The sequence below is a fragment of the Pedobacter sp. MR2016-24 genome (genome assembly GCF_026239655.1).
Classification (GTDB): Bacteria; Bacteroidota; Bacteroidia; order Sphingobacteriales; family Sphingobacteriaceae; genus Pedobacter.
Genome location: NZ_JAPIVO010000005.1, coordinates 81,012 through 94,544, shown reverse-complemented (window position 1 = coordinate 94,544; position 13,533 = coordinate 81,012). Strand labels below are relative to the sequence as shown.

Sequence of the window (13,533 nt, the reverse complement as noted above, 5' to 3'; positions counted from 1 at the left end):
ATTCCACCTGATAATAACAATTCCTTAATGACAACACCAGAAAATTACGTAAAGATCCTGTTTCGCTTTTACAGCAATTTATTGGAAAAACAAACGGTTGAAACTATGTGGGCTGAAATAATGGATGCTGATGCAGGTCTTTACATCCTTGATAGTATACCTTTTTATGCTTCAGATTTGGCATTTGGAGATGTTATTTCTGCGGTTTATAGTGAGGATGAAGAAATGCTCACGTATAAGGAAACCGTTTCTTATTCAGGTAATTCTACTGTGCAGGTTATTGTTTTTGACAAAATGGGCGTAACAGATGAGATCCGCGCATTCTTTGATGATTTAGGTTGTATTTCAGAAAAATTCAAGGAGGGATATTTTGTTATTGATGTTCCTGCAGACCTGACTTATACGCCTGTACGAAATAAATTGCAAGAGTTAAGTGAAGCAGGAATTATTGACTATGCTGAGCCCTGCCTCTCGGCAGCACATGGTAATGCACAATAATAAGTGATAACTATTTTAAATACCGGGATTAAAGTTCAGCTTGTGCAGACGGCATATCAATCACACTCAATTCATATATAGAAGGAGGAGCGGTTGCTTTGAGTACTTTAAATCTCAATTTGCTTGTTGTGTAACTTACAGCCAGTTTAACCACCTTGCAGTCACCCATAGGCTCGTCAGACAAAAAAATAGTTTGCCATTGCCCATCCTGCAAAATATCAATACTATACTTTTGTATACGTGGGATCCTGATCTGAGAAAATCCGTCAGGCAGATTTTTCGTGTCCTGATATTCAAAGATGCTGATCTTATTAAATGATTCCGCAGGATTCAGTTCTATTTCTACGCTCGCTAGCGTGTCTGCAGCGGCCCAGCGACTATCCATTTTCCCGTCATTTAAAGACCTGCCGCTATAACTTTTATTTTTGTCGTCATAAACACTGCTCGCCTTGACTGCTTTATTCAGGGATATGAAATGGCCATTTTTGGGCAGCGGATTGTTTGGCTGCAAATGGAGGCGCTTGCCTAAACCAATTGCCGTATGAGCAACGTATTCGCGAATTTTTCCAGTTTGATCAGGAGCTACGTTCATCACCAGGCAATTGTCATTCTCCGTACACCAGTAAAATAATTCCTCCAGTTCATCTAAATCCCTTGTTGGCAGGGCCTGTTTTTTCTCAAACCAGTTCCAGTTCTTGCTGATGCAAAGGGTATGCTCAAAAGGCAGGTAGTATGATTTGCCCTCATGCAGGTACTGTTTCTTATCAAATTTTGTAATTATTTTAGGATCCCATAAACGAAAATCTGAAGGGAAATACTGGAAAAAATATTTGTTATTTACCGTCATATCAGATGGAAGAGTAAAATCGCGTTGGCCTTCCGCATTCACAATCGTATGGTTTACGCTTACCGCACAAGCAGGATTGAATTTCTTGACTAAACTATAAATCTGATCAATACCCCAGTCCGACGGTTTCCTGTCCCAGCCGCCATCCAGCCATAGTTCGGCAATAGTGCCATAACCGGTATACAGTTCAGTCAGTTGGCCAAGCATATAATCTACATATTTTTGCGGATCTTTATCTTTATAAACAGGGGCATTCCTGTCCCACAACGAATAGTAAATAGCAAACTGAATTCCGTATTTCTTGCAGGCATCTGCTACTGCTTTTACCACATCTGTTTTTACCGGAGAAGAGGCCACATCGTAGCTGGTGTATTTGCTATCCCATAAACAAAATCCATCATGGTGTTTGGTAACCAGTAATACATAACGAAATCCTGCTTCTTTTGCTGTACGTACCCACTGGTCCGGATCAAGTTGGCTGGGGTTGTAACTGTCCGCAGGCAACTTTCCATCAGACCATTCTATATCATTAAAAGTATTTATCCCGAAATGTATAAACATGCCATATCCTCTTTTAATCATGGCCTGCTGCGCAGGATTAGGTTGTGTAGCAGGTATAATTTTCTGTGCGAAGCAATGGTTGAAAGTTAAAGCGAGCAGGAAGGACGTCAGGATGAATTTGTTCATAGCTAATGGGGGCAGGACTAAAATATATCTGGTTTGAAAGCCGGCTGGCAATTTTTAGGTTGAGCGCGACTAATTTTCAAATCTAAGGGAAATAAGGTTGAGGTTAAATGGACTAAACACCGAAAAACATAGCATATCTGATTATATAGCGTGCTGATAAAAGCATAATCCTTATAAGATCTGTATCAAATCATACTAACCGCTATCTTTTAGCTAATTTAGCAGCCAGACGCATATGCCGCAACCAACAGATGAAAGAATTCTCCGGATTTATAAAATCAAAAATCACTATCAGCGCTGCTGATCTGGAAATTATCCTGGCCAGTTTCAAAACAAAGCAGGTTAAAAAAGGACAGTTGATATTGAAAAGGGGACAGGTTGCGGACCAATATTTCTACATCAGGTCTGGCGCATTGCGCTTCTTTTTTGGTGAGTTTTCCGAACAATTAACTGCCTGGGTCGTTTTTCAGAATGAATTCTTTACTGAAATTTCCAGTCTTAACCCGCAAAAGCCCACTCGCTTTAATATCGAGGCTATTGAAGATACCGAACTCATCTATATTGGTAAAACAGAAATGGAAAGATTATACAAAGCCTTTTCTTCCTGGCAGGAATTTGGCCGAATCACCTGGGAGGCAATGGCTGTGCGCATGATTGATCAGATTATCAGCTTCCAGACCTTATCTGCCGAAGAACGTTATTTAGAGTTCCTGGCCAACTCAGAACTGGTGCAAAGAGTTCCAGTGAAACAAATCGCCTCCTATCTCGGCATCACCCCAAATGCATTGAGCCGGATCAGAAAAAATATCAGATAGCTCATTAACTACCAAATGGTAGTTTTAGTCGCACTTTATCCCTTTAGCTTTGCATCATTAAAAATCATAATGATATGCAGAAGTTAATATTGGTAGCAGGGGCTACAGGCAATCTAGGTCGCAAAATATGCCGCGAACTGATCCATAAAAACATCCCGGTAAGGGCAATTGTGCGGGAAGAAAGTGAGCAGGATAAAATTGATTCGCTGGAAAAAATGGGTGTGGATGTATTTCAGCTGAACTTCTCCAATGAGCAGGAATTGATAGGTGCATGTGCAGGCGTGTCCTGCGTTATCTCTGTCCTTGCAGGTTTGCAGGAGGTAATTGTTGACACACAGACGAAACTACTGAATGCTGCGGTGGCGGCAGGTGTTCCCCGTTTTATCCCTTCAGATTTTTCTACTGATTTCACGCTGATGCCCAAAGGGGAGAACAGGAATTTTGATCTTCGGATGGAATTTCATGAAAAGCTGGACAAAAGTCCGATACAGGCTACATCTATATTCAATGGTGCTTTTGCAGATATCCTGCGCTACAATACACCAGTTTTCAATGTGCCGCAAAAAACTGTTGCTTATTACGGTGATAAAGCCGACTGGAAAATTGATTTCACCACAATGGATGATACAGCGGCTTTTACTGCCGAGGTCGCAATAGAGGTAAATACTCCCCGGTATCTGCGCATAGCGAGTTTCCAGGTAAGCCCCAATGACCTGGTTCATCTCAGTGAACAGGAAAAGGGATCAAAGTTTAAGCTGGTTGATATGGGATCGATGGAAGGCTTTTCAGCATACAACAAAATGCAGAGAGCGGCACATCCGGAAGGTGAGGATGAATTGTATCCAAAATGGCAACAGTCGCAATATGTATATAGCATGTTCGCCGCACATCACATGCGTCTGGACAATGACAGGTACAAAGAATTGAGCTGGTCTCCGGTTGAAGCAAATATCTAAATTAACAAATCATGAAAAACGAAGTAATCAACAATCCTTACACCGATGAGGAGTTAATCAACCAGTGGCCGGGTTTTGTAAATCGCTATGCCACTGTCAACGGAATAGAGATACATTATGTAGAAGGCGGCAATGGCGAGCCCTTGATCTGCTTGCCCGGCTGGCCGCAAACCTGGTATTCTTTTCATACGATCGCTCCGGAACTGGCTAAAAATTACAGGGTAATTGTGGTAGATATCCGGGGTATGGGAACTTCCGGTAAACCGGCATCGGGCTATGATAAAAAAACAATGGCGAGTGATATCTATGAATTGACACAGCAAATAGGATTGGAAAAAGTACAGCTGCTGGGGCATGATATCGGTGGCATGGTAGCGATGAGTTTTGCTTTCAATTACCCGGAACTCACAGAAAAGCTGATTGTAATGGACGGCTCACATCCCGGTGAAGGAATGTTGCAAATGCCGCTGATACCTGCTGCAGGGACATTTGGTGATAAAATGAATGGTGATGCGCCTTATGCCTGGTGGATGGCCTTCAACCAGGTGAAAGGTTTGCCAGAGCAAATTCTGGAGGGCAGGTTCAGGTATCTGCTGGATTGGTTGTTTAGTTATGTGATGATCGATGAAACTAAAATGACTGCTTTTGAGCGGGAGGTTTATGCATGGGTATATAACAATCCGGAAAATATCCGTGCTGCTAATGGCTGGTATCAAAGTTTTGCTCAGGATATTGAAGATGCCAAAAACTACGGACAGTTAGCTCTGCCGGTGTTGGGCATAGCGAGCAATGTGAGTTATAATTATATGAAAATGGGACTGCCTTATGTGGCTGCAGACTGCAGTGTAACTGGATTAGTAGATAGTGGTCATTATATGAATGAAGAATCACCTGAGCAGGTTTTGGCAGCTGTGATAGATTTTCTGCAATAATTTCATAATTTCGTCAGCATCTTAAATGGATTGATAACATGAGAATTGCCTTAGCTACACCGCCCATTCCTGAATCATTGAAAACTGGTCTGAAAAATCTGGAGGAATTAGTACAAACTGCCGCCTCAGACAAAGCAGAAATAATATGTTTTCCCGAATCTTATTTACCGGGTTATCCCGGAATGGACTATCCGCCCGAAGACCGCAGTCCGGCCTCTTTGGAAGCTGCATTAAAATCTGTTTGTGAAATCGCAGAGAGATATGCTATTGCGATCATCGTACCCATGGATTGGCATAGCGCTGCGGGCTTGCTCAATGTGGCCTACGTGATATCCTCAGGGGGCGAAATTCTCGGTTATCAATCCAAAAACCAACTCGATCCCTCAGAAGACGAAATTTGGATTCCGGGTACAGAGCGACGGATATTTGAAATTAACGGTGTAAAATTCGGTATTACCATTTGCCATGAAGGCTTCAGGTATCCGGAATCTGTAAGGTGGGCCGCACAAAACGGTGCTAAAATTGTGTTCCATCCGCATTTTAGCGGGGGAAATGAGTCAGGGCTGGAATTGAAGGAATGGGGAAGTATGGACAATCCTTATTATGAAAAAGCGATGATGATGCGCTCGGTAGAAAATACAATTTACTTCGCGAGCGTGAATTATGCTTCCAGATATTCAGAATCTGCCACTTCGGTGATCAATCCTGACGGGACTTGCCTCGCTTATCAGCACTATGGACAAGCAGGTGTATTAATTGCAGACATCGATCCTGATCAGGCTACGGGTTTCCTGGCCAGAAGATTTAAGAACAAGCTGTATTCAAAGTAGAAGGATGTTTATGGAATATGGAATAAATAGTCTGCCGTCATGGAATCAGTGATCATGACCAAAGCGCAAGCCAGGAGGATTATACTTCATGCGGCAGGGCTGGCGACCAGGGAGCAGTTTGGAACGGGCATAGAGGCGGTTTATCAGCTAATTGATCATTTGGGTTTTGTGCAGCTGGACACCAATTATGTAGTGGAACGGGCGCATCATCATGTGATGGCCGCACGTGTGCCGGACTATGAACCGGAATGGCTGGAAGAACTATCGGCTGAGGGCCGCATCTTTGAGTATTTTACATCTGATGCAGGCTATATACCCATGCATGATTTCCGCTTTTCCCTCCCTGTAAAACAAGCTTTTGCAAAGCAGCGAAAACCAATGACAAAGGAGGAGCTGAACCTGATGAAACACGTACTGGACAGGATAGAGCGGGAAGGTCAGCTCATGGTTGGAGATTTTGATGATGACAGGGTTGAAGCGAGCTCAGGATGGTGGGATTGGCGACCAGCTAAAGTCGCTCTCGAACGGTTATATCTGGATGGTGAACTGGTGATTTCCCGTACAAAAGGTTTCAAAAAAGTATATGATCTGCCGATGAATTTAATTCCGGAAGATACTGATCTCAGCGTACCTGCGGCAGAAGAATATGCCCGTTACGTTATCCGGCGTACACTGGGTGCACTGGGAATTGCAGCTGTTAAAGAAATAGCCTGGCGTGCACGTCATGTCAAGGGTAACCTGGTAAAAAAGGAATTAGAGCAGATGGTCGCTGAGGGATTGGTTAACACTGTAGTTGTGGAAGGACTGAAAGCTGCACCCCTTTATATGCTATCCGATCAGAAAAGGGAAATCGTATTGTCTGGTGATGCATTTATTCTCTCGCCATTTGATATCCTGAATGTTTTCCGGCACAGATTAAGAGATTTTTTTGACTTCGATTACCAGATAGAATGTTTTGTTCCCGCAGCCAAACGCAAATACGGCTACTTTTCCCTGCCAATATTAATAGGTGATGTATTTGTAGCAAGAATGGATGCCAAAGCAGACCGGAAGCAAAAGGTATTAATAGTTCATAACCTGCATTTTGAAGAGGTTATCTTAAACAAGGAGATGACGGATAAGCTTGCCGACGCTTTAAAATCATTCATCCTATTTAATCAGTGCCGGGATATCATTTTCAAAAAATCAAATAGAGAAGATGAGCTGAAAGCTATCAGTCAGCATTTTTAAAGCAACTGTCAACAGGTCTCCTGGTTTCTCCGTGATTCCAGTCAAATCAGATGTTTTATTCAGAATCCTTTATAAAACTCACATACTGCACAAACCTGGGCAAGTCAGACCGGTTTGGCGTTGCAGCATGGGGGAGAGCTTGCTGCCATACAATAAGATCTCCCTTTTTTCCCGGAATAAACTGCTCAAGGCCTTTGTCTCTAAGTGCAAGGATAGCCTGTTGAGGGTCTTCATATTGACGGAGGTAAGTATCTATTTCATGTTGAAATCCAGGAATAAGACTAAAAGCACCGCGATTTGCAGGCACATCATTGAGATAAACGAGGCCTTGTATATAGTATGCCGGACCTGTAGTAAAATCGATGTCCCAATGCAACGGACTTCCGCTGAAAAAATGACTACCAGTAACAGGGGGATTGTAGCTCACTTTTTCTGTGTTTGGATAAATCTGCTCACTTCCGTAAAGACTCGCAAATACCTGCCTGATTTTTTCATTCTTTCTGATCATTTCAATTTCCTTTCCCTGATAAAATTGCACCATCATTCCCTGAATCAGCTGATGTTCGGGATACCACGTTGCTGGATCCGCTAAAGAAATACCCAGGTGATGACAGATAAAATCACAAACCGCATCACAGTCGGCCTCACTAACCAGCTGTTCAATTTTCAGGTAACCCTGCTGTTTCCAAAAATCATGCTGTACCAGACTAAGAGGGTCATCCGAATGCTTTTTCTCCAATCTGCCGGTCACCGATGTGCTTAAATTAAATTGTACTACCGCATGCAGGTAAAATTCTGCCCCTTTAAGGTCAATCAGCCAGGCTTTAAAATCATGCTCATCCTTGCAGCGGCTATATATAAATGAATAGGTTTCAAAGAGACCGATTTCAAATATGCTGAGAAAAAGCTTTTCAAGTCTCAGGAAAGATTCGTCCGCTTTTTTATTCGTGTTGGCAGGATGATGGTGGAGCCTGAATTGCTCCAGAAAAGGAAAGGGGGCATGTAAAAGCTTATCCATAATGGTAATCACCTTGCTTAAATAATGATTTCTAAGATAGAATTTTTATGTATCGGTTGACACATAATTCCAAATCTTTTCCACAAGATCAGTAATACTAATAAAATTAGTACTATGTTTGTTGATGTTTAAACGTTTTACTAATTAAATTAGTCATTAAATTGGGTGGGTGATATGGATATGAAAAGAGATTTGATACACAAGCTGCAACAGAATATACTGATGTGGCAGGGTTATCGGCCGACTGTAGCAGCTTCATCTGAGCAGATAGGCCTTGGTGTAATTGAAAGTGCTTTTCCTGGCGGTGTTTTTCCTAAACGGGCCATCCATGAATTTATTACCGTTTTCCCTGAGCAGGCTGCTGCCAGTGGAGGGTTCATTGCAGGGCTACTGGCTGTGCTTATGGATGGTGGTGCTGCCTGTGTGTGGGTCAGTACTTCAAGGCGTTTATTCCCTGCTGCGTTAAGGGCTTTCAACGCAGATCCGGAACGTATCATTTTTGTCGACGTAAAAACAGAAAAAGATGTACTCTGGATTATGGAAGAGGCACTGAAATGTGAAGGGCTGGCTGCAGTAGTAGCAGAACTAAACCAACTGAGCCTCACCGCATCGCGAAGATTGCAGCTGGCAGTAGAAGAAAGTGGAGTAACAGGTTTTATACTGCGTAAAGAGGCGCGTAAAACAGCAGGTTCTGTAACTGCAGCACGGTGGCAGATTAGTCCATTACCGAGTAATGCAGAAGACGGTTTGCCAGGTCTGGGCTTCCCGCGCTGGCAGGTAGAATTACAAAAAGTGCGTAATGGTAATCCAGGTAGCTGGATACTGGAATGGGCTGGTGATGCCTTCGTTGAAGTTGCACCGCTGCAAAAAGAAAATATATGGTCCGAAGACAGGAACCGGCAAATTGGGTAATGTATGCAAAAGCGATATGTTTCGATCTGGTTCCGCCACTTGCTGGCCGACTGGCAACTGATCCGGCGACCCGAACTTGCGGAGGTGCCATTTGTTTTTGCCGCACCGGATCATGGACGGATGCTCATTACTGCAGTAAGTCCCCTTGCGCATAATTTTGGTGTTGAAACAGGAATGCAGTCGGCCGATGCTAAAGCGATCTGTCCCGGACTGGAAATACTGGATGATAAACCTGACCGCCCGCTAAAACTATTGCGTGGTCTTGGCGAATGGTGCGTGCGGTATTCTCCTTTCGTTGCTATAGATGAATTTGCAATGGATGGATTACTGATGGACGTGAGTGGCTGTGCTCATCTGTGGGGTGGTGAGCGGGAATACCTGAAAGAAATGGTGTCCAGATTAAAAAGTAAAGGTTATAACGTCAGGCTTGCTTTCGCAGATACACCTGGTGCTGCCTGGGCAGTGTCCCGCTTTGGCACAGTTACTCCATTGATTCCTGAAGGGGAACATATGGAAGCTTTGCTTTCACTCGCTCCTGAAGCGCTGCGGCTGGACACTGCAGTATTGCTGAAATTGCGTAAACTTGGTTTTTACCAGATCAAAAGTTTTATAGGCATGCCACGTTCGGTACTTCGCAGGAGATTTGGAGAGGAATTTTTGGTACGGCTGGCACAGGCACTGGGTACTGAACAGGAAGTGTTGCAGCCATTGCAGGTTCCCGTACCTTTTCAGGAGAGATTATCCTGTTTAGAACCGATTAAAACTCGGACAGGTATTGAATTAGCCATTACCAGACTGCTTGAGATTTTATGTCACCGCCTGCAAGCTGAAGGAAAAGGTCTACGCAGAGGTGTGCTGACCGGCTACCGTCTGGATGGCAAAGTGATCCAGGTAACAATTGGTACGAGCGGAGCAACGCATAGTGTAAGTCATTTGTTTAAGCTCTTTCAGTTAAAAATCGATCAGATCAAGCCTGGTCTAGGGATCGAGCTTTTTGTGCTTGAAGCACCTCAAGTGGATGATATGGTTGTTCCACAGGAAGCTATCTGGACAGTAAAGCCAGGTTTGGATGATCAAAGTGTAATCCGCTTATTGGATAAAGTAGCAGGTAAGGTGGGCCAGGAAGCAATCCGCCGTTACCTGCCTGCTACACGTTACTGGCCGGAACGTTCATTGAAAACAGCAAATGCCGTTACTGAAAAACGGATTACAGATTGGAATACAGACAAACCACGGCCTACTGAGTTGCTCCGCCGCCCGGATCCCATAGAAGTAATGGCCTTAATTCCAGATCATCCGCCTAAATTTTTCATTTATAATGGTGTTCAGCATTATATAGTGAAGGCGGATGGACCTGAGCGTATTGAACGTGAATGGTGGATGGATAAAGGAGAACACAGGGATTATTACCAGGTGGAGGATGATCTGGGGCAGCGCTACTGGCTGTTTCGTTCGGGACATTATGATGGAGATCAGAAATATAAATGGTTTATCCATGGTTTTTTTGCATAAAAGAGGGAGATATGGAATATAGTGAATTACAGGTAACCTCTAATTTTAGTTTTCTGCGCGGGGCATCTCATGCAAATGAATTAGTAGATCGGGCGGAAGCCTTAGGATATAAAAAAATAGCAATTACTGACCGCAATACACTGGCTGGCATTGTGAGGGCATATGCGGCATGCCGCGAAAAAAATATCAAACTTATTCCTGCATGCAGGCTGGATTTGCTGGATGGACCGAGTCTGCTGGCTTACCCGACAGACAAGGATGCCTACTGCCGTTTATCGGCACTATTGACCAAAGGCAATCTGCGTGCAGAAAAAGGTTCCTGCCATATTTCCCGGACAGATGTGTATGAACATGCCAAAGGCATTTTATTTGCGGCAGTAATGCCCGGCACATTAAACCGCAAATTTCAGTTTGACGATCCCTTTACTGAAGCAATTGCTCAGTATCGGGAGGCACTGGGCAATCAGCTTTATCTGGCCGCATCAAGAACCTATCTTGGCAATGATGATAAACTCATCTTTCGGATTTCACAGTTAGCTGAGCGATTTGATATCCCCATGGTCGCCACCGGCGATGTGCACTACCATGATCCTTCCAGGAGGGAACTGCAGGATGTGCTGACTTGTGTTCGTGAGAAATGTACAGTACATGAGGCAGGTTTTGGTCTGCACCAGAATGCTGAGCGGTATCTAAAACCCGTTGATGAGATCTACCGACTATTCCGCAGACATCCTGAAGCCTTTGAAAATACACTGCATTTATCAGAAGCCTGTACTTTTTCACTGGATGAACTGAAGTATGTCTATCCGGAAGAGATCAACAAAAGCGGGCGCAGTCCGCTGGAGGAGTTAGAATACCTTACATGGAAAGGGGCACATCAGTTTTACGGGAAAGTAATCCCGGAGAAGGTAACAGACATGGTTAACCGTGAAATGGAATTTGTAAAACAGATGGATTATGCCAACTATTTTCTTTTTGTGGAAGATATAGTTCGCGAAGCGCGCAACAGAAAAATCCTTTGCCAGGGGCGGGGTTCTGCCGCAAATTCAGCTATTTGTTTTTGTCTGGGCATAACTTCAGTTAACCCCATGAAGTTTAATCTGCTTTTTGAACGCTTCATTTCGTCTGACCGGAATGAACCGCCGGATATTGATGTGGATTTTGAGCATGAACGGCGGGAGGAAATCATCCAGTATATTTATGATAAATATGGAAGGGACAGGGCTGCAATAGTGGCTACAGTTACTCAGCAACATCAGAAAGGAGCAATTCGCGATGTGGGTAAAGCCATGGGACTTTCTGTAGATACAATTAACAGGCTTTCCGGTTCACTGTGGCAACATACCGATGAGTGGTTTGAAAAGGAAAGGCTGATTGAACAGGGCTTGAACCCGGATGATCCGCATTTAAAAAAAACACTGGAGCTCACTGCCCAAATGATAGGTTTCCCCAGGCAGCTTGGCCAGCATACCGGGGGATTTGTAGTAACCAATGGTAAACTTACAGATCTGTGCCCGATTCTGAATGCGCGCATGGAAAACCGCACAAACATAGAATGGAATAAGGATGATATTGACGAACTGGGCTTTTTAAAGGTGGATGTGCTCGCACTCGGAATGCTCACCTGCATCAGGAAAGCTTTTGATTTATGTCGCGATCATTATGGGGAAAATTTTACTTTAGCCAATGTCCCTGAGGACGATACGGAAGTTTATAAAATGATCAGTGCCGCAGATACACTCGGCGTATTCCAGATTGAGAGTCGTGCTCAAATGGCCATGCTGCCCAGACTGCGCCCTAAATGTTTTTATGATCTGGTTGTTGAAGTGGCCATTGTACGGCCCGGACCTATCCAGGGAGATATGGTGCACCCTTACCTGAAGCGACGTAACGATGAGGCGGAAGTTGAGTATGATTCCCCGGAATTGAAAGAAATTCTGAATAGAACCTATGGTGTGCCGCTTTTTCAGGAACAGGCCATGAAAATTGCTATAATAGCGGCTGGGTTTAGCCCGGCAGAAGCCGACGGTTTGCGGCGTAGCATGGCTACTTTCAAGTTTAAAGGGATGGTGAATCAATATGAAAAAAAGCTGATTGACGGAATGGTAGCTAAAGGATATAGCGTACATTTTGCGAGAAGAATTTTTAAACAGCTGGAAGGTTTCGGGAGTTATGGCTTTCCTGAAAGTCATGCTGTATCTTTTGCCTTACTGGTTTATGTGTCATGCTATTTAAAACATTATTATCCGGATGTATTCGCTACTGCTTTATTGAACAGTATGCCGATGGGTTTTTACCAGCCTGCGCAGATTGTGATAGACGCACAGAAACATACAGTAGAGGTGCGCGAAGCAGATGTGAATTATTCTTTGTGGGATAATCTGCTGGAAGAAAAAACTGCTAAGTTCCATGCCATCCGTTTAGGTTTCAGGCAGGTAAGTGGTGTCAGAAAGGAAGAGATAGAGGTTCTGGTCGCTGGCCGTGTACAGCCTTATCAAAGCATCACCGCCATACGTGATGCCGGCGTATCTGTATTGGTACTGGAAAGGTTAGCTGATGCCGATGCCTTCCGTTCCATGGGTTTAGACCGGAGAAAAGCACTTTGGGAGATCTCTGCACTCAAAGATATGCCCGAAAAATTGTTCAAAGGTCAGCCTTCAGAGAGCGTACTGGAAACGCAGGTGGAATTGCCTTTGATGAGTAAGGGCGAACATGTCGTTCAGGATTATGCATCTTTAGGATTGTCGCTCAAAGCACATCCTGTGAGTTTTATACGAAGTCAGCTGGAAATGTTACGTATTCTTTCCTGTCATGGCATCAGCAACGATACAACTGATGGTCAGCAGGTAAAAGTAGCCGGACTCGTATTGGTACGTCAGCGTCCCGGAACAGCGGGTGGTGTGTGTTTCATAACTATTGAAGATGAGACGGGTTTTACTAATCTCGTCGTTTTTCAAAAGCTATTTGAAAAGTACAGGAAGGAAATTTTGCATGCCAAATTATTGATGGTTGAAGGCCGTTTGCAGCGTGAAAAGGAAGTGGTGCATGTGATTGTGAGTAAATGTGTGGATCTCAGTAAGATGCTGGGTAAACTTGCACAGCGGGAGGGAGATGATCTGCCGGTGCTGACTGCATCAGCGCTTAGTGAAAAAAATACAGCTTATGCTGCACAGGATAAAAGGTCACAGGTTAGGGAAGATGTAGCTAATAATGCATTTCATAGTGGAAGGAATTTTAAATAATTTGTATCGTGGAGATGTAAACTATATATTTACAACCGACCAAATTATCTTGCA

At 43.8% G+C, this 13,533-nt stretch carries 11 protein-coding genes; 9 read left to right on the top strand and 2 right to left on the bottom strand.

Going from position 1 to position 13,533, the window contains the following annotated elements; genetic code table 11:
* Window positions 1–81 precede the first annotated feature (81 nt).
* The gene (locus OQX62_RS14480; RefSeq protein WP_265832265.1) at window positions 82–498 is read left to right on the top strand and encodes a DUF4265 domain-containing protein; all 417 of its coding nucleotides are present in this window, start codon (window positions 82–84) and stop codon (window positions 496–498) included.
* 28 nt (window positions 499–526) lie between these two features.
* On the opposite strand, the gene OQX62_RS14475 is transcribed toward OQX62_RS14480, so the two are convergent.
* Window positions 527–2,032: an alpha-L-fucosidase gene (locus tag OQX62_RS14475; RefSeq protein WP_265832264.1), complete on the bottom strand. Its 1,506-nt coding sequence runs from the start codon at window positions 2,030–2,032 to the stop codon at window positions 527–529.
* A gap of 251 nt (window positions 2,033–2,283) precedes the next feature.
* Between OQX62_RS14475 and OQX62_RS14470 the strand changes: the two genes are divergently transcribed.
* From OQX62_RS14470 to OQX62_RS14450, 5 genes are all read left to right on the top strand, one after another.
* A complete protein-coding gene (locus OQX62_RS14470; RefSeq protein WP_265832263.1) occupies window positions 2,284–2,847 on the top strand; it encodes a Crp/Fnr family transcriptional regulator in 564 nt (187 codons plus the stop codon).
* A gap of 74 nt (window positions 2,848–2,921) precedes the next feature.
* Window positions 2,922–3,803 carry an NmrA family NAD(P)-binding protein gene (locus OQX62_RS14465; protein ID WP_265832261.1) on the top strand — a complete coding sequence of 294 codons (882 nt, stop codon included), beginning with the start codon at window positions 2,922–2,924 and terminating at the stop codon, window positions 3,801–3,803.
* 11 nt (window positions 3,804–3,814) lie between these two features.
* Window positions 3,815–4,735 (top strand): alpha/beta hydrolase, encoded by a 921-nt coding sequence (locus OQX62_RS14460; RefSeq protein ID WP_265832260.1) that lies wholly within the window; start codon window positions 3,815–3,817, stop codon window positions 4,733–4,735.
* Window positions 4,736–4,773: 38 nt separating this feature from the next.
* Entirely contained in the window at window positions 4,774–5,565 is a 792-nt protein-coding gene (locus tag OQX62_RS14455; protein ID WP_265832259.1) for a carbon-nitrogen hydrolase family protein, read from the top strand.
* A gap of 39 nt (window positions 5,566–5,604) precedes the next feature.
* Window positions 5,605–6,795, top strand: coding sequence for a winged helix-turn-helix domain-containing protein (locus OQX62_RS14450; RefSeq protein WP_265832258.1), 1,191 nt, complete (start codon window positions 5,605–5,607; stop codon window positions 6,793–6,795).
* Between the two features lie 55 nt (window positions 6,796–6,850).
* On the opposite strand, the gene OQX62_RS14445 is transcribed toward OQX62_RS14450, so the two are convergent.
* A complete protein-coding gene (locus OQX62_RS14445; protein WP_265832257.1) occupies window positions 6,851–7,813 on the bottom strand; it encodes a phytanoyl-CoA dioxygenase family protein in 963 nt (320 codons plus the stop codon).
* A gap of 174 nt (window positions 7,814–7,987) precedes the next feature.
* Here OQX62_RS14445 and OQX62_RS14440 point away from each other — a divergent pair, with 174 nt between their 5' ends.
* The 3 genes from OQX62_RS14440 to OQX62_RS14430 are packed head-to-tail and all read left to right on the top strand — an operon-like array spanning window position 7,988 to window position 13,479.
* Window positions 7,988–8,725, top strand: a complete 738-nt coding sequence (locus OQX62_RS14440; protein WP_265832256.1) for an ImuA family protein — start codon at window positions 7,988–7,990, stop codon at window positions 8,723–8,725.
* Window positions 8,726–8,728: 3 nt separating this feature from the next.
* Complete coding sequence (locus tag OQX62_RS14435) at window positions 8,729–10,237, top strand: Y-family DNA polymerase (protein WP_265832255.1); 1,509 nt, start codon at window positions 8,729–8,731, stop codon at window positions 10,235–10,237.
* An 11-nt stretch (window positions 10,238–10,248) separates the two neighbouring features.
* On the top strand, window positions 10,249–13,479 hold the full coding sequence (locus OQX62_RS14430; RefSeq protein ID WP_265832254.1) for an error-prone DNA polymerase: 3,231 nt from the start codon (window positions 10,249–10,251) through the stop codon (window positions 13,477–13,479).
* Window positions 13,480–13,533: the final 54 nt, after the last annotated feature.